Origin of the sequence: Rhodovulum sp. PH10 (assembly GCF_000293785.1) — a bacterium.
Taxonomy (GTDB): domain Bacteria; phylum Pseudomonadota; class Alphaproteobacteria; order Rhizobiales; family Xanthobacteraceae; genus Rhodoplanes.
The window spans coordinates 1-17610 of sequence record NZ_AKZI01000009.1 but is presented as its reverse complement, the minus strand read 5'-3'; the positions used below and the strand labels follow the sequence as shown (position 1 = coordinate 17610).

At 69.8% G+C, this 17610-nt stretch carries 12 protein-coding genes; 7 read left to right on the top strand and 5 right to left on the bottom strand.

The features are described 5' to 3' along the window. Nucleotides 1–174: 174 nt before the first annotated feature. On the bottom strand, nt 175–2808 hold the full coding sequence (locus tag A33M_RS02050; RefSeq protein WP_008382872.1) for an MMPL family transporter: 2634 nt from the start codon (nt 2806–2808) through the stop codon (nt 175–177). Nucleotides 2809–3245: 437 nt separating this feature from the next. Between A33M_RS02050 and hpnH the strand changes: the two genes are divergently transcribed. Together hpnH and A33M_RS02040 are read left to right on the top strand one after the other, a co-directional pair. Further along, nucleotides 3246–4397 carry an adenosyl-hopene transferase HpnH gene (hpnH, locus tag A33M_RS02045; protein WP_008382870.1) on the top strand — a complete coding sequence of 384 codons (1152 nt, stop codon included), beginning with the start codon at nt 3246–3248 and terminating at the stop codon, nt 4395–4397. 581 nt (nt 4398–4978) lie between these two features. Next, nucleotides 4979–5638 (top strand): phosphoribosyltransferase, encoded by a 660-nt coding sequence (locus tag A33M_RS02040; protein ID WP_040618937.1) that lies wholly within the window; start codon nt 4979–4981, stop codon nt 5636–5638. Nucleotides 5639–5749: 111 nt separating this feature from the next. Here the strand turns inward: A33M_RS02040 and A33M_RS02035 are convergent, their stop codons facing one another. The 3 genes from A33M_RS02035 to A33M_RS02025 form a co-directional block, all read right to left on the bottom strand. Next, nucleotides 5750–7471, bottom strand: coding sequence for a hypothetical protein (locus tag A33M_RS02035; RefSeq protein WP_008382866.1), 1722 nt, complete (start codon nt 7469–7471; stop codon nt 5750–5752). A gap of 92 nt (nt 7472–7563) precedes the next feature. Continuing rightward, the gene (gene gltA / locus A33M_RS02030) at nt 7564–9069 is read right to left on the bottom strand and encodes an NADPH-dependent glutamate synthase (RefSeq protein WP_008382865.1); all 1506 of its coding nucleotides are present in this window, start codon (nt 9067–9069) and stop codon (nt 7564–7566) included. A gap of 13 nt (nt 9070–9082) precedes the next feature. Continuing rightward, nucleotides 9083–9994 (bottom strand): sulfide/dihydroorotate dehydrogenase-like FAD/NAD-binding protein, encoded by a 912-nt coding sequence (locus A33M_RS02025; protein ID WP_008382863.1) that lies wholly within the window; start codon nt 9992–9994, stop codon nt 9083–9085. A 445-nt stretch (nt 9995–10439) separates the two neighbouring features. On the opposite strand from A33M_RS02025, the gene A33M_RS02020 reads away from it, so the two are divergent. Further along, nucleotides 10440–10652, top strand: a complete 213-nt coding sequence (locus A33M_RS02020; RefSeq protein WP_008382861.1) for a type II toxin-antitoxin system HicB family antitoxin — start codon at nt 10440–10442, stop codon at nt 10650–10652. 255 nt (nt 10653–10907) lie between these two features. Here A33M_RS02020 and A33M_RS02015 read toward each other — a convergent pair whose 3' ends face one another. Further along, nucleotides 10908–11864: a polyprenyl synthetase family protein gene (locus A33M_RS02015; protein WP_040618936.1), complete on the bottom strand. Its 957-nt coding sequence runs from the start codon at nt 11862–11864 to the stop codon at nt 10908–10910. A 569-nt stretch (nt 11865–12433) separates the two neighbouring features. Between A33M_RS02015 and hpnC the strand changes: the two genes are divergently transcribed. From hpnC to shc, 4 genes are read left to right on the top strand one after another with little or no spacing between them, the layout of a single operon-like run. Beyond that, nucleotides 12434–13315 carry a squalene synthase HpnC gene (gene hpnC / locus A33M_RS02010; RefSeq protein WP_040618935.1) on the top strand — a complete coding sequence of 294 codons (882 nt, stop codon included), beginning with the start codon at nt 12434–12436 and terminating at the stop codon, nt 13313–13315. Nucleotides 13316–13352: 37 nt separating this feature from the next. After that, the gene (gene hpnD, locus A33M_RS02005) at nt 13353–14207 is read left to right on the top strand and encodes a presqualene diphosphate synthase HpnD (protein ID WP_008382854.1); all 855 of its coding nucleotides are present in this window, start codon (nt 13353–13355) and stop codon (nt 14205–14207) included. After that, nucleotides 14207–15460 (top strand): hydroxysqualene dehydroxylase HpnE, encoded by a 1254-nt coding sequence (gene hpnE / locus A33M_RS02000; protein ID WP_008382852.1) that lies wholly within the window; start codon nt 14207–14209, stop codon nt 15458–15460. Before hpnD ends, hpnE begins: the two co-directional genes overlap by 1 nt. Nucleotides 15461–15519: 59 nt before the next feature. Continuing rightward, nucleotides 15520–17499 (top strand): squalene--hopene cyclase, encoded by a 1980-nt coding sequence (gene shc / locus A33M_RS01995; RefSeq protein ID WP_008382850.1) that lies wholly within the window; start codon nt 15520–15522, stop codon nt 17497–17499. The last annotated feature ends 111 nt before the right edge of the window (nt 17500–17610 follow it).

Below are 17610 nucleotides of genomic sequence, written 5' to 3'. Positions count from 1 at the left end.
TTCGGAAGGTCCTCGGTCGTCCCCGGTCACACCACCGGCGGAAGACTATGACCTCATCCTGAGGGGCCGCGAAGCGGCCGTCTCGAAGGATGAGTCCCGCACCGTGGCCTCGCCCTTCGAGACGAACTCCTGCGGAGTGCTCCTCAGGACGAGGTCGATCTCCGTCGCCGCCGGTCACTCCGCCGAGACCGGGTCGGTCCCGGCCTCGATCGGCGCCTCCTGGGCGATCACCCGCGGCGGCCCCATCAGGGCCGGCTGGAACAGCACCGCGAAGCACATCGTGGTGAGCAGCGACAGCGCGAGCAGCTCGCCCATGCTCGACGTGCCGGGATGGCTCGACATCCACAGCGAGCCGAACGCGGTCGCGGTGGTGAGCGCGCTCCACACCACGGCGCGCGTCAGGCTCGACTGCAGGAGCCCGGTCTGCCCGGCGCGCCACGCCATGATGTAATAGATCTTGAACGCGACGCCGACGCCGAGCAGCAGCGGCAGCGCGATGATGTTGGCGAAGTTGAGCGGCAGGCCGATCAGCACGCAGATCTCGAGCGTCAGCACGCCGGCCAGCAGCAGCGGCACCAGCGTCAGCAGCACGTCGCCGAACCGCTTCAGCACGATCCACAGAAGCAGCATGATCGACACCAGCGCATAGATGCCGGCATGCGCGAAGGCGGAGACCACCGTCTCGCCCGAGCGGATGATCGAGATCGGCGCGCCGATCGCGTCGGGGAAGACGGCGCCGATGGCGTCGGCGAACCGGCGCAGCACCTCGGTGTCGTTGGGGTCGCCCTTCGGCATCGCCTCGACGCGGACCCGGCCGTCGGCGGTCACCCAGTCGTTCTTCAGGCTCGCCGGCAGGGTTTGCAGGGTGATCGGCTGCGCCTGCAGAAGCTCCTGCCACTGCGCGAACTGCGCCTTCAGCGGCACGATGAAGGCGGCTTCCGCCTTCTCGCGCACCGCCGGCGAGGCGCCGGCCAGCGCATCGAGATCGCGGGCGAGTCGCAGCGCGGCCTCGGCGCCGGGACCGCGGCGGCCGTCGGCGATCTTCTGCAGGATGTCGGTGCCGCGATGGAGCGCGTCGACGTCGTCCTGGTCGTCCGGGGCATCGAGCGTGCGCGCGGGCTGCATCGCCGGCAGCAGCACCTTGGCGAGGCTCTCGATCAGCGGCAGCTTCTGGTCCTGGTTCTCCGGCACGAAGCTGGTGATGGTGAGCGCGCGGCCGACCTCCGGCAGGCTGCGCAGCCTGGCGGCGGCCTCCTCGGCGGCGGGGATGCCGGGCCGCAGCACGTCGATCGCATTGGCACCGATATTGGGATCGGCCCGCAGGTCGAGCAGCGTCGCGACCGACTCGACGTTCTTGTTGCGCAGGTTGATCGGGTTGAAGTCGAACGTCAGGAAATAGAGGAGCGGCGCGCCGATCAGCGCGACCAGCGCGGTGCCGCCGACCACCGCGATGCGGTGGCGCTCCAGGAAATGGTCGACCGGGGCGAGGCTGCGATAGCCGATCTCGTCCGGCTCGCCTTTCGGATTGAGCACCTTCAGGAGCGCCGGCAGCAGCGTCACGCTGCTGATCAGCGCGACCAGCATGCCGAAGCCGGCGATCTTGCCGAGCTCGGAGATGCCGGAATAGTCGGTCGGCGTGAAGGACAGGAAGGCGGCGGCGACCGCGGTCGCGGCGAGCGTCAAGGGCGCGCCGATCCGCCCGGCGGTGGCGATCAGCGCGGTGCGCAGGTCGTCGACCTCGTGCCGCTCGGCGCGGTAGCGCACCGCGAACTGGATGCCGAAATCGACGCCGAGCCCGATGAACAGCACCGCGAAGGCGACCGAGATCGGGTTGAGCGCATCGACCATCACCAGGCCGAAGGCGGCGGTGATGGCGAGCCCGACGAACATGTTGAGATAGACGGCGAGGATCAGCTTGGCCGAGCGCAGCGCCATCCACAGGATGCCGAGCACCACCAGGATGGTGATCACCGCGTCGCGCAGCGCGCCGTGCTGCAGGGTGGAGAACTCCTCGTCGGCCATCGCGATCGGGCCGGTGAGGCGCACCCGCGCCTGGTATTTCCCGGCGAGGTCGAGGTCGCGGGCGGCGCTGCGGATCGCCTCGGCGGCGGCGGCGCCCGGCTGCAGCGACGAGTAGTCCAGCACCGGCCGGACGTCGACGAAGCGGCGCGTGTCGGAGGCGGTCGGATCCTTGCCGGTCATCAGCGCCTGCCAGGAGAAGGCGGCGGGCTTGCCGGCGAGCGCGGTCTCGATGGTGCCGGAGATCCGGTCGAAGGCCGGGGCGACGCTGTCGAGCTGGACCATCTCGCCCTTGACGCCCGAGACGACCAGCGACATCGCCTGGACGAGCCCGCGCAGGCTGGGGTCGAAGGCGAGGGTGCGCACCAGCGGCCCGGCCTGCGACAAGCCCTTGGCGGTCGCCTCCAGCTCCGGCAGCGGCAGGAACAGGAGCCCGTTGCGGGCGAAGAACGGGCCGCCGCCCGGCTGCTCGACATTGGTGAAGTCGGTGGTGTTCTGCCGCAGCCGCTCGGTCAGCGCGTCGGCCGCCAGCGAGGCGAATTCGGGGGAGGGCGCGTCGACCACCACCAGGATGGAGTCGAACCGGCCGGGAAACGCCTTCTCGAAGGCGATCTCGCGCTGCCGCCAGTCGAGGTTTTGCGAGATCAGCTTGTTGACGTCGGTGTCGATGGCGAAGTTCGTCGCGGCGAAGACGCCGCAGACCACCGCGATCAGGGCATAGGCCCCGATCACGATCCGGGCATGCCGGATGCAGAACCTCACGGTGCGGACGATCGCGGAGACGAGCATGATGAATGATCGCAGAGGTCAGGCGAAACGTATGTCATGTGCCTTGGACGGCCGAAACGATCCGTGCCGCGTCACCGCACCGACGGCGGGTGGCCCGATAGGGCCGGAAAGCGTGTCCTTCATAATCGGGCCGGAATTGAGGTGGCAAGCCTCGCACCGCGACGGACGTGCCATGCGACGGCGGGGGGCGCCGTTTCACCAAAGGTCGACCGGCTGATCGAAACCCGGCAAATCCCCAACGCGCCGGCCGGTCGGGCGGTTTCGGTGGCGTTTCGTCAACCAGGCCGGTGGCAGGGTGGCCGAAACGCGACGCCGGCCGCCCGTCCGTTCTCCTGCGGTGCGGTACGCTTGAACGCGCCGCACCGACCGATTAACTGACGAAGGTTGTGCCGTACCCGCGAGGATCGCGGCTCCGCACGCGAGTGGAAAGCAGGCAAATGGCGATACCGTTCTTCAAGGAAATGCGCATCGGCGCCTATGTGGCGAAGCAGAAGCTCATGGGGCGCAAGCGCTATCCGCTGGTGCTGATGCTGGAGCCGCTGTTTCGCTGCAACCTCGCCTGCGCCGGCTGCGGCAAGATCGATTACCCGGACGCGATCCTCGATCAGCGGATGTCGGTCGAGGAGTGCCTCGCCGCGGCCGACGAGTGCGGCGCCCCGATGGTCGCCATCCCGGGCGGCGAGCCGCTCGTCCACAAGGAGATCGGCGAGATCGTCAAGGGCTTGGTGGCGAAGAAGAAGTTCGTCTCGCTCTGCACCAATGCGCTGCTCCTCGAGAAGAAGCTGCATCTGTTCGAGCCGTCGCCCTATCTGTTCTTCTCGGTCCATCTCGACGGGCTGAAGGAGCACCACGACCGCTCGGTGTGCCGGGCCGGCACGTTCGACAAGGCGGTGGCGGCGATAAAGGCGGCCAAGGCCAAGGGCTTTGCCGTCAACGTCAACGCGACGATCTTCGAGGGCATCTCGGCCGAGGAGATCGCAAAGTATCTCGATTTCACCGCCGAGCTCGGCGTCGGCGTGTCGATCTCGCCCGGCTATGCCTACGAGCGCGCCCCCGACCAGCAGCACTTCCTCGCCCGCAAGCGCACCAAGGAGCTTTTTCGCAAGGTCTTCGCGCTCGGCAAGGGCAAGAAGTGGCAGTTCATGCATTCGAGCCTGTTCCTGGACTTCCTCGCCGGCAACCAGGAGTTCCTGTGCTCGCCGTGGGGCATGCCGACCCGCAACATCTTCGGCTGGCAGAAGCCGTGCTACCTGGTCGGCGAGGGGTACGCCAAAACCTTCAAGGAGCTGATGGAGACCACCGACTGGGACTCCTACGGCACCGGGCGATACGAGAAATGCGCCGACTGCATGGCTCATTGCGGCTACGAGCCGACCGCAGCCGACGCCGCCTTCTCCAACCCGCTGAAGCTGGCAAAACTGTCGCTGTTCGGCGTGCGCACGGAAGGCGAGATGGCGCCGGAGATTTCGCTCGAGAGCCAGCGGCCGGCGGAATACGTCTTCTCGCGGCACGTCGAGCAGAAGATCGCCGACATCCACGCGGCCGAAACGAAGGCCGGCAAGCCGACCCGCCTCACCGCGGCGGAGTAGGCTGTGGTGCCTCGGGAGCGGGTTCACCGCTCCCGCCGCGCGCTGCTGATGCGCAGAAGGGCAGAATGCCGAAGCGTTTCCGTGAGAGCGACGAAGGCTGCCGAGAACTCCGCCGTCATTGCCGGGCCGGCCGCAGGCCGCGACCCGGCGATCCATCGATTTGATACCGGCGGCGGGAGACTATGACCTCATCCCGAGGGTCGCCGAAGGCGACGTCTCGAAGGATGAGGCCCGCACCGTGGCCTCGCCCTTCGAGACGCACTCCTGCGGAGCGCTCCTCAGGACGAGGTCGGACTCTGTCGCCGTTGGTATGAATACAAAAAAGTTTCTTGATTTGGATGGATGCGCGGGTCGGAGCCCGCGCATGACGGACGCATACACCCGAGGCAAGCTGTGTGTGCCTGCCGTGCGGGGAGAGGGCGCCGAGCGAAGCGGCGGCGAAGGGCACTTTCCGCCTGCCGCCGCACCGGCCAAAGCCTCGTGAGCCCGCCCGGCGACGCCGGCGTATCGCTCCGACTGGAACACTGCCAAAAGCCCGGCTATGACGCCCGCTCGGTTTTGCAGCGGGGCGGCGGGGAAACATGTCCACGGAACCATTCTGGCAAGTGTTTGCGGCACCGGAGGGCCTTGCGGGTCCGCCTTATGCCGACCGGTTCCCGGCGCGGGTATCTGACGACCGGGTGCTCGAGCTGCCGTTGCGGGTTCTGCCGGGCGACGGCGACCGGGCGGTGGCGTCGCTGATCATCAACCATGCCGCGTTTCCGGTGATCGACTGGTTTTGCCGGGAGCTCGCGCGCCGCGCCGGCCATCTCTCACCCGAGGTGGTGGTGGGGCTGCCGACGCTCGGCCTGATGGTGGCGCCGGGCGTCGCCCAGAATCTCGGCCTGCCGCATTTCGTGCCGATGGGGTACTCGCGCAAATTCTGGTACGACGATGCCTTGTCCGAAAGCGTGTCCTCGGTGACCACGCCGACCCAGGCCAAGCGGCTCTATCTCGACCCGAACCTCGTTTCGCGCATCGCCGGCCGGCGGGTGGTGATCGTCGACGATGTGGTGTCGCGTGGCACCACCATCGCGGCGGCGCGGCGGCTCTTGGATCGGCTCGGCGTGCAGACGGTCGGCGCGCTCACCATCATGGCGCAAACCGAGCGATGGAAATCCGTGCTCGGCGATTTGCCCTTGGTGCATCTCTTCTCGTCGCCGCTGTTCGAGCGCCGCGCCGACGGCTGGTGGCCGCTATAGCCGGACGCTGAATAGAAAAGGCCGCCCGGGCGGGGCGGCCTCGATGGCTCGTGTCGACGATGGTCTCGCCGGCGTGCCGCGCCGGTTGCGGCGGCGAGGGGGCTCGGCCCCTCAGCTCGCGGCGGTCTCGTGCGCCTTGGCGGCGAGCACCAGCATCTGGCGCTCCTCGTCCCAGATCTCCTTCTCCTCGGCGACCTTCTTGTCCGCCCAGGAATTGCCGATGCCGCCCATCTCCTGCAGCGCGTGCCAGGCGTCGCGACAGCGGGCGCTGGCGGCGATCACCGCCTTGCTCGGGATCGCCCGGAAGAGGCGGTCGGTCGCGTCGACCACCGGCACGAACGGCACGGCGTCGGCGCCTGCCGCCTCGTTCAGCACGGCGTCGACCGGGGCCATGGCGTCGCTCCAGCCGGCCGCCGCGACCAAGCGGACGTGATCGGAAAAACGCGGATCGCAGGCGATCAGGTCGGCCGGGGTGAAGGCGAGGTCGGTCGCGACCCGCTGGCCGCCGTTCTCGTAGACGAAGGGATGCACCGACCAGTCGCGCTCCGCCTGCGGATTGTCGTCGGCGACCGACCAGCGGGCGACCAGCTCCGGCCCGGCCGACGGGTCGTAGCAGAAGGTCGGGAAGAGGCGGGCCTGCCCGGCGGCGGCGGCCTGCAGATAGAGCGGCAAGCCGTCCGCCGCTGCGGCCGGACGGCCGGTGAAGACGGCGACCAGCGCCGGGCCGTCGTAAGCGAGGCCGCGGCCGATCCGCGTCGCGGTGCGCACCAGCGCGGCGGCGCTCGCCTGCAGCACGAAGGCGTCCTCGAGCCCGGCCGCCATGGTGCCGAGCTTGGCGGCGGACAGGCCGAGCGGCGGATCGGCATCCGGTGCGCCGAGGAGATCGTCGCTCGTCACCAGGATTTTCACCGGCAGGCCGGCGGCGAGCAGATCCAACACCTCGCCGCGCAGGGCAGCGCCGGTGTCGTCGAGGCACAGGAGCACGCCGGGGGCGAGCGCCAACGCCTCGGCACCGAGCGAGGCGTCCGACCAGCCGGCGATCGCCGCATCGTGCAGGGCGGGATCGTAGCGGCCGTCGCGCTCCAGCTCGCCGACCGCGATCGCGCGGGCGAGATCGACCAGCGCCGCGCGCTGCGCCCGGCAGGTTTTTCGCGCAGCGGCGCAGTCGTCGGCGATCGGGGCGGGGTCCGCGCCATCGGCGAAGAAGGCGGGCGGCACCAAATGCTCGAGCACGGTGCGGATGCGGGCCGCGCGAGCCTCCGACAGCGTGCCGGCGGCGAGCAGATCGGACAGCGCCGCCTTCAGCGCATCGATGCGGGCGACCACCGCGGCGCGCTTCTGGGCGCAGGCGATCCGCCACAGATGGGAGACCACGCGGCGCGGGGTGTCCGCCGCGCAGTCGGCGAGCTCGCCGTCGACCGCGAGGGCGGCGCGGGCGGGCGACAGGCTCTGCCCGATCTCGGCGTCGAGCGCGCAAAGGGCGGTCGCGACGTCGTCCCACACCGCTCCGAGCCGGCCGCCCTTGCCGGCGGCGACGCGGCGGCGGATCTCCTGCTCGAGCCTGAGCAGATGACGGCGCATCTTCTCGCCCGACGCGCCGCGCGGGGCGAGCTCCTTGAGCAGCGCGTTGACGATTCCCGTCAGCGACTGCACGGCGCCGTCCGGCGTCGCCGCCGTCACCAGCACCAGCGGAAAGTCGTATCGCAGCGTGGTGAGGTCGCGATAGGGCGCGAGCAGCGCCGGCCGCAGCGGGCGCTGCGGCATCGCCGGGGTGTTGGCGGCGGTGCGGCCGACCACGGGGAAATCGAGCTGGTTCTTGGTTTCGGCATCCATGGCACAAACGTCTCGCCTCGCCGGCGGACCTCCAAACGAACGGCGTGCGGCCGCCGCAGGCCCGAGCCCGGCGGCGGTCGCCGACAGAAAAATCAGCTCGCCCGCACCCGCACGACGTTCTTCTCGTCGGGATCGAGGCCGAACAGGGTGGCGGAGACCGGCGCGTCCGGTCGATAGACCGTGTCGGTGTCGCGCAGGCCGAGATGGCGCTTCATCGCCCGCGCCGCCTTGCGGCCGGCGCCCATCGCCTTGATCACGGTGGCGGCGCCCGTCACGATGTCGCCGCCGGCATAAACGCCGGGCAGCGAGGTCGCGAGGTCGTCGTCGGTGGCGATGTAGCCGCGCTTGTCGAGGGCGATCTTCGAGGTCTGGCCGATGATCGGGTTGGCGTTGGTGCCGATCGCGACCACCACCAGGTCGCACTCGTAGTCGTACTCGCTGCCCTCGACCGGGACCGGCCGGCGGCGGCCGGAGGCGTCGGGCTCGCCGAGCTCCATGCGCTGGCAGCGCAGGCCGCGCACGCCGCCCTTGCCGTCGTCGAGCACGGCGACCGGCGCGGTGAGCCAGTGGAACTCGACGCCCTCCTCCTCGGCGTGGTGCACCTCCTCGAGGCGCGCCGGCGCTTCGGCCCGCGAGCGGCGATAGATGCAGCGCACCTCGGCGGCGCCGAGACGCTTGGAGACGCGCAGGGCGTCCATCGCGGTGTTGCCGGCGCCGATCACCGCCACCCGGGCGCCGCGCGGCAGCGGGGTGTCGAAGCCCTCCTCCTTCGCCCGCATCATGTTGCAGCGGGTGAGCAGCTCGTTGGCCGACAGAACGCCGTTGAGGTTGTCACCCGGAATGCCGGGGAAGGTCGGGTAGCCGGCGCCGGTGCCGATGAACACGGCGTCGAAGCCCATCTCCTCGACCATCTGCTCGATGGTGAACAGTCGGCCGACCAGCACGTTGCACTCGAATTTCACGCCGAGCTTCTCGAGATTGGCGATCTCGGCGTCGATGACGGAGTTCGGCAGCCGGAAGTCCGGGATGCCGTAGCGCAGCACGCCGCCCGGCACGTGGAACGCCTCGTAGACGGTGACGTCGCAGCCCGCCTTCGCCATGTCGGCGGCGCACGCCATGCCGGCCGGGCCGGAGCCGACGATGCCGACCTTGAAGCCCGACGGCTCGATATAGGGGATGTTGCTCCAGCCATTGGCGATCGCGGTGTCGCCGACGAACCGCTCGAGCCGGCCGATCGCCACCGGCGGCAGCGATTTTCCGATCACGCACGAGCCTTCGCACTGGTGCTCCTGCGGGCAGACGCGCCCGCACACCGCCGGCAAAAGGTTCGTCTCGGTGATGATATCGTAGGCGCCGCGGATGTCGCCGGCCGACACCTTCTCGATGAAGCCGCGGATGTCGACGCCGACCGGGCAGCCCTTCACGCAGCCGGGCTTGGGGCACTCGATGCAGCGCGAGGTCTCGAGCAGCGCCTGCTCGACGTCGAAGCAGAAGGTGACCTCCTCGAAGTTGCGGTTGCGGACCTGCGGGTCCTGCTCGCGGACGACCGCGCGCTCCTTCGGAATGGTCTTGATGGTCTTGCGTGCTTTCTTGGCCATGTTCGTCGCCTCGCTATTTCGCCGCCACGGCCGGTTCCGCCGCTTCGACCAGCGCCGCCGCGGTGCGCCCGCGGCAGCTCTCGCTCCAGCGCTCGAACGCCGCCCTCTCCTCGGTGGAGAACCGCTTCAGCCGCACCATCAGGTCGTCGAAATCGACCAGATGGCCGTCGAAGTCGGGCCCGTCGACGCAGGCGAACTTGACGTCGTCGCCGATCTTCACCCGGCAGCCGCCGCACATGCCGGTGCCGTCGACCATGATCGGGTTGAGCGACACCATCGTCTTCAGGCCGTGCGGGCGGGTGGTCTCGGCGCACGCCTTCATCATGATCGGCGGGCCGATCGCCACCACCTCGTCGATGTCGGCGTGCTGCTCGATCGCCTGCTTCAGGCCGGTCGTGACATTGCCCTTGATGCCGGCCGAGCCGTCGTCGGTGCAGATGATCAGCTCGTCGCAGCAGGCGCGGAACTTGTCCTCCCAGAAGACGAGGTCCTTGTTGCGGAAGCCGACCACGCCGATCACGTAGGCGCCGCCCTGCTTGTGGGCGCGGGCCTGCGGATAGACCGGCGCGACGCCGAGGCCGCCGCCGACGCACACCACCTTGCGGCTCTTGCCGATGTGGCTCGGCTCGCCCATCGGGCCGGTGAGCGCGAGCAGATGCGTGCCGACCTTGCAGGCCTGCTGCATCTCGCGGGTGGTCTTGCCGACCGCCTGGATCACCAGCGTGATGGTGCCCTTCTCGCGGTCGAAATCCGCGATGGTGAGCGGGATGCGCTCGCCGTGCTCGTGCAGCATCACGATCACGAACTGGCCGGGCTTGGCGGCCCTGGCCATCAGCGGATGGCGGACCTCGAGCAGATAGGTGACGTCAGAGAAGTCCTTGCGGTCGACGATCTCGAACCCGCGTGATTCCGATGCGCTCGGCATGCAGCACGCCTGCCAGGTTGGGGGACGAAAGCTCTCGTGCCCGGCCGGCGACGAACCGGGACGGGTGACGTTTCATCCGAAGGTTTCATCTCGGAGTGAAATGAACCATCAACCTGCGCGGGTCCTTGACAATGCTCAAATCCCGAACATGCTCAAAATTAGGGCAGGGGGCGGTGCCTGCGTAAAGAAAACACGACGGCACTGCGGAATCGCCGGCGTCGGGCGGGGCGTTACCGGGGGCGCTGGTCTCCCTCGTCCTCGACGCGGCACGGAGGGTGAGCGGCGGAGGGTGAACGGCGGAGGGTGCAGAGGCGGAACACGCTGCGCTGTTCCGCCCTACGGCCCTACGGCACCGTGCCGCCACCCGAACGTACGGCGCGGGGCTGTTCTGGTCTGGGCGCGACAGGCTAATCTGCGCCGGTCTGCCCGCCGAGAGGACGAGGACATGTCGACGTCGCACACCTATGCCGTCGTGCTCGAGCCGGAGCCCGACGGGGGCTTCACCGTTCGGGTTCCGGCGCTGCCGGAGATCGTCAGCTACGGCGACGACGAGGCCGAGGCCTTGGCGATGGCCGAGGATGCCATCCGGCTGGTGATCGAGGATCGCTTGGCGCGCAGCGAGCCGATCGCACAAATCCGATCGTCGGCGTCGCCATAGACGGGTTGCGCAGGGTTCGTTCCCGGAGGTTCGTGAGCAATGTGCGGGAGGCACGGCGCAACGCTCCCTCGCCCCGCGAAGCGGGGAGAGGGTGGGGGTGAGGGGCCGGTGCGTCTCGATCTTTTCGAAAAGCCCCCTCACCCGGCGAGCTTCGCTCGCCGACCTCTCCCCGCGAGCGGGGAGAGGTGAAGGGCGCGGAATACGCTGCGCTGTTCCGCCCTACGAGTACGTGCGACGGGCGTCGGGGTGTGCGCGTCAGTGCGTCCGGTCGGCGATGAAGCGGGCGGCGGCGCGCAGCATGTCGGCGCGGGGACCGAACGGGGCGACGGCGGCCTCGGCCTCCGCCACCAGATCGGCGAGCGCTTTTCGGGCGCCCTCCACCCCCATGATCCGCACCAGCGTCGCCTTGTGGGCGGCGGCGTCCTTGCCGGTGGCCTTGCCGACCGTCTCGGGATCGCCCAGCGCGTCGAGCAAATCGTCCGCGACCTGGAACGCCTTGCCGATCGCGGTGCCGTAGCGGGCGAGCGCGGCGCGCGCCGCCTGGTCGGCCTCGGCGACGATCGCCCCGCCGACGCAGGAGAATTTCAGCAGCGCCCCGGTCTTCATCGACTCCATCGTCTCGGTGGCGGCGCGGTCGAGCGGCTGCGGCACGCCCTCGGCGAAGCGCCCTTCGGCGGCGAGGTCGAGCATCTGCCCGCCGACCATGCCGCCGAGCCCGGAGGCGCGGGCGAGCGCCAGCACGAGGTCGATCCGCACCGCCGGGTCGGGATGCGTGTCGGTGCGGCCCAGAATGTCGAAGGCATAAGTGAGCAGCGCGTCGCCGGCGAGAATGGCGGTCGCCTCGTCGTACTGCTTGTGGGTGGTCGGCCGGCCGCGGCGAAGCTCGTCGTTGTCCATCGAGGGCAAATCGTCGTGCACCAGCGAGTAGCAGTGCACCACCTCGACCGCGGCGCCGACCATCAGCGCCCGCTCGCGCGGCCCGCCGAACATTTCTGCCGAGGCGACCGCCAAATACGGGCGGATGCGCTTGCCGCCGGCGAGGCTCGCGTAACGCATCGCCTCGAGCACCCGCGCCGGACGGGTGCGCTCGCCGGGCAGCGCATCGGCGCCGAGCAGCCGGTCGAGCAGCGCTTCCATATCGGTCGCGACACGATCGAGCTCCTTCGGGAACCGGGCGTCGGCGTCCGCGCGCTCGGCCGCCTCTTTCGTCATGCCCAACACGTCGACTCTCCCCGCAATGGCAGCCTCCGGGCGCCCGTGCGCCGGAGCCGACCGAAGTCGGAACGCTGCTGACCGAACCTGTCCGCTGGCGTGGCTCCCCGGCACGATCCGTGGGGTCGGCCGGGGCGACCGGGTCCCCACCAAAATCCCGGTCGCGGCGACCGGTCGTGCCGGATCGGCTCGGACTCCGAAGGAAAAAGGAGACCAGCGCTCCGAAGGGCCGTTCGTCGCGGCCGCAGATTATCCGACACGGCGGCGTTCGTACACCCGTCGCACGGTGGCGCTGCGACCGGACCCCGCGTTGACCGCCGCGTCACGGCGTGCTTTGAACCGCACGAGGCTCGCGCCACTCGAACATTGCGAAACCGCCCGCCCGCGCGCTATGCCGAGACCATGCCGAGGGGTTGCCCGCTCCCCGGTCCGCCGCGGTCGATCGACGGACGCTTTTCGTTCAACAGGGCCCCGTGTGGTCGCCTCATGATCCCGTTTCGCCGTTCCGCTCGCCGGTCGTTCCGTCCGGCCTTCCTCAGCCGCGGGCGCCGCGCGGTCCGGGGGCGCCGATGACGGCCGCCGCCGAGACGCTGCGCTCCGGCAAGGGTGCGCACGACGAGAATTTCCCGGTCGCCTCGCGGCTGGTGCATCCGCGCCACCGGCCGGCGATCCTCGCCTTCTACGAGTTCGTGCGGGTCGCCGACGACATCGCCGACCATCCGAGCCTGCCGGACGCCGACAAGCTCGCCTTCCTCGATCGCCTCGAGGCGAGCCTTTTGGGCGAGAGCGCGTCGGAGCCGCAAGGCGTTGCGCTCGCCGCCGTGCTGGCCGAGCGCGGGCTGTCGTCCCGCCACGCCCGCGACCTCCTCACCGCCTTCCGGCTCGACGTCACCAAGCGCCGCTACGAGACGTTCGACGACCTGATCGACTATTGCCGCTACTCGGCGATGCCGGTCGGCCGCTACGTCCTCGACGTGCACGGCGAAAGCCCCGCCACCTGGGCGGCCAACGACCAGCTCTGCGCGGCGCTGCAAATCATCAACCACCTGCAGGACTGCGCGAAGGATTTTGCCGGGCTCGATCGCGTCTACATCCCGCAGGAGATGTTTTTCTCGCACGGCGCTCGTGTGGAGGATCTCGGCGCGTCGCGTGCCACCCCGGCGCTGACGGCCTGCATTCACGATCTCGCCCGACGGACCGAAACGCTGCTCGCCGCCAGCCGCGTCTTTGCCGGGCAGATCCGCGACCACCGCCTCGCCCTCGAGGTCGCCGTGATCCAGGCGCTCGCCGAGCGGCTGGTGCGGATGCTGCAGGCCCGCGACCCGTTGAGCGAGCGCGTGCATCTGGGCAAGGCCGAGGTCGCTGCGCTAGGCTCGCTCGGCATCGTCAAGGCGCTCGCGTTTCGCCTCGTGCGGGCGCCGTTCGCCCGGCCCGCCGCCGCCGGCCGGTAAGCGGATTTTCAGCGTCCTCGTCCATGATCGAACCCCGATGACCCAACTCGCCGCCGCCACCGAGGAGCAGGAGCCGCCACAGGACGCGTCGCAACGCGCCGCCGGCAGCTCGTTCTATTTCGCGATGCGGATGCTGCCGCGGGCGCGCCGCGACGGCATGTTCGAGGTCTATTCCTTCTGCCGCCACGTCGACGACATCGCCGACTCGCCGGCTCCCCGCGAGGAGCGGATCGCCGGGCTCGCCCGCTGGCGTGCCGATCTCGACCGGCTCTATGCCGGCGAGGTCGCCCCCGAGCATCGCGGGCTCGCCACCGCGATCGCCGAGTTCGGGCTGCGCAAGGAGGACTTCATCGCCATCATCGAGGGGATGGAGATGGACGCGGCCGCCGACATCCGCGCGCCCGACCTGACAACCTTCGACCTCTATTGCGACCGGGTGGCGAGCGCGGTCGGCCGCCTCTCGGTGCGCGTGTTCGGGATGGACGACGTCGACGGCCCGCCGCTCGCCCACCATCTCGGCCGCGCGCTGCAGATCATCAACATCTTGCGCGATCTCGACGAGGACGCCGGCAACGGCCGGCTCTATCTGCCGGTCGAGATGCTGCGCGAGGCCGGCATCGAGACGACCGAGCCGAAGGGGGTGGTGGCGCATCCGGCGCTCGGCGTCGTCTGCGGCCGGTTGATCGATCGCGCCCGCGAGCATTTCGAGGCGGCCGACGCGATCATGGACCGCTGCCCGCGCTGGATGGTGCGGGCGCCGCGCATCATGGGCAAAGTCTATCGCGCGCTGCTCGACGAGCTGGTGGTGCGCGGCTTCGCAGCCCCGCGCGAGCCGGTGCGCCACAACAAGCTGAACCTCCTGCTGATCGTGCTGCAGTACGGGTTCGTCTGATGGCCGGCACCGTGCACATCGTCGGGGCCGGCCTCGCCGGCCTCGCCGCCGCGGTGCGCCTGTCGCAGGCGGGCCGGGCCGTCGTCGTGCACGAGGCGACCGGGCACGCCGGCGGACGCTGCCGCTCGTATCACGACCGCGCGACCGGCCTCCATATCGACAACGGCAACCATCTGCTGCTGTCCGGCAACCGCGATGCGCTCGCTTATGCCGAGACGATCGGCGCCGCCGACCGCCTGACCGGGCCGGCCGAGGCGGCGTTTCCCTTCCACGACCTCGCGACCGGCGAGCGCTGGACGGTGCGGATCAACGACGGCCGGCTGCCGTGGTGGATTCTCGATTCCGCCTCGCGCGTGCCCGGCACCCGGCCCGCCGACTATCTGGGGCTGGCAAGGCTCCTGTTCGCCGGCGATCGGCCGATCGGCGAGGTGATCGCCTGCGAGGGCCCGCTCTACGACCGCCTGCTCGCGCCGCTCCTGGTCGCCGCCCTCAACACCGATCCGCCGGTCGCCTCGGCGGCGCTCGCCGCGGCGATCGTGCGCGAGACGCTCGGCAAGGGCGGGGAGGCGTGCCGGCCGCGGATCGCCGTCGGCGGGCTCGGCTCGGTGTTCGTGGAGCCCGCAGTCGACTGGCTGCGCGGCCAGGGCGCGACGGTGAACTTCACCCACGAGCTGCGCCGGCTCGAACTCGTCGGCGACCGGGTGGCGGCGCTCGTGTTCGGCGCCGACCGCATCGATCTCGCCGCCGACGACGCGGTGATCCTCGCGGTGCCGGCCTGGATCGCCGCCGTGCTGGTGCCGGAGATTTCGGTGCCGCAAACCCATCGCTCGATTCTCAACACTCATTTTCGGGTGAGGCCGCCCGCCGGCATGCCGCCGCTTCTCGGCGTGATCGGCGGCGCCGCCGAATGGATTTTTCGGTTCGCCGACCGCGTGTCGGTGACAACCAGCAATGCCGACCGCTTCATGCGCGAGCCTCGTGAGTTGCTCGCGGAGATCGTGTGGCGCGAGGTGTGCCGGGCGACCGGCCTCGACGGCCCGCTGCCGCCGTGGCAGATCGTCCGCGAGCGCCGCGCGACCTTTGCCGCGACGCCCGAGGAGGACGCACGCCGGCCCGCCGCGGCGACCCGCTGGCAGAATCTCGCGCTCGCCGGCGATTGGACCGCGACCGGCTTGCCGGCGACCATCGAGGGGGCGATCCGCTCCGGCAATGCGGCGGCTGCCCTTTTTCAGCCGCGTCGATCGGTTTTGTGAGCCGTTTGCGTTTCGTCCGCCCGCCGCCCGTACGACGACCGACCGAAGGAAGTGAGCCGATGACCGATGCCGTGATCGAGACCCCTGCGCAGGAGACCGGATACCGCCTGCTCGCCGATCTCGAGGCGAAGATCGGCAAGGCGACCGAGGCGCTGTTGTCCTATCAGCAGCCGGACGGCCACTGGGTGTTCGAGCTGGAGGCCGACTGCACCATCCCCTCCGAATACGTGCTGCTCGTCCATCATCTCGGCGAGACGCCCGACCTCGAGCTCGAGCGCAAGATCGGCGTGTATCTGCGCCGCATCCAGGGCGCGCACGGCGGCTGGCCGCTGTTCCACGACGGCGACTTCGACATCTCGGCGAGCGTGAAGGGCTATTTCGCGCTCAAGATGATCGGCGACGATCCCGACGCCCCGCACATGCGGCGTGCCCGCGAGGCGATCCTGGCGCACGGCGGCGCCTCGCAGGTCAACGTCTTCACCCGCATCCAGCTCGCGCTCTACGGCCAGATCCCGTGGACCGCGGTGCCGGTGATGCCGGTGGAGATCATGCTGCTGCCGCGCTGGTCGCCCTTCACGCTGTGGAAGATCTCCTATTGGGCGCGCACCACCATCGTGCCGCTTTTGGTGCTGCAGACGCTCAAGCCGCGGGCGAAGAATCCGCGCGGCGTGACGATCGACGAGCTGTTTCACGAAAACCCGCAGACGGTCGGTCCGCGCGCCCGCGCGCCGCACCAGAAGCGCTCGTGGTTCTTCCTGTTTCGCGGCATCGATGCGGTGCTGCGGGGAATCGAGCCCTTCATGCCGCGCTGGCCGCGCAAGCGCGCGATCGAGAAGGCGGTCGCCTTCTGCGAGGAGCGGCTCAACGGCGAGGACGGGCTCGGCGCAATCTATCCGCCGATGGCGAACGTCGTGATGATGTACGACGTGCTCGGCTTTCCGCCCGATCATCCGGAGCGCGCGGTGGCCCGCAAGGCGATCGACAAGCTCCTCGTGGTGAAGGACGACGAGGCCTATTGCCAGCCCTGCGTCTCGCCGGTGTGGGACACCGCGCTGACCTGTCACGCGCTGCTCGAGACCGGCGACGACCGGGCCGCCGCGCGCGCCCGCAAGGGGCTCGACTGGCTGATGCCGCTGCAGGTGCTCGACCTGAAGGGCGACTGGGCCGAGACCAAGCCCGACGTGCGGCCGGGCGGCTGGGCGTTCCAGTATGCCAATGCGCATTATCCCGACCTCGACGACACCGCCGTGGTGGCGATGGCGCTCGACCGCGCCTACCGGAAGAACCCGCAGGCACGGCCCGACGAGGCGATCGACCGGGCGCGCGAATGGGTGGTCGGGCTGCAGAGCGAGAACGGCGGATTTGCCGCGTTCGACGCCGACAACACCTACTCCTACCTCAACAACATCCCGTTCTCCGACCACGGCGCGCTGCTCGATCCGCCGACCGAGGACGTGGCCGCGCGCGTCGTCTCGCTGCTGGCGCAGCTCGGCGAGATGCCGGAGACCAGCGAGCCGCTGCGCCGGGCGCTCGCTTATCTGCGCGAGACCCAGCTCGCCGACGGCAGCTGGTACGGCCGCTGGGGGATGAACTACATTTACGGCACCTGGTCGGTGCTGTGTGCGCTCAACGCCGCCGGGCTCGAGGCGGACGATCCGGCGGTCGCCAAGGCGGCCGAGTGGCTGATCGCGATCCAGAACCCGGACGGCGGCTGGGGCGAGGACGGCACCAGCTACAAGCTCGAATACCAGGGCTACGAGCCGGCGCCGAGCACGGCGTCGCAGACCGCCTGGGCGCTGCTCGGGCTGATGGCGGCGGGCCGCGTCGACGCGCCGGCGGTCGATCGTGGCGTCGCCTGGCTCGGCCGCACCCAGAACGCCGACGGCCTTTGGGACGAGGAACGCTTCTCCGCGACGGGTTTCCCGCGGGTGTTCTACCTGCGCTACCACGGCTACCGAAAGTTCTTCCCGCTGTGGGCGATGGCCCGTTACCGGAACCTCAAGCGCGCCAACGATCCCCGCGTCGCCTTCGGGATGTAATACGGCTTCCGAGTGATTAGTTCGGACCATCGATGGCGGCACGGCCGCCACCTCTCCCCGGTGGGGCTACGGCATTCACGGATTTGATTTGGCTCGGCTCGGATCCGTGAT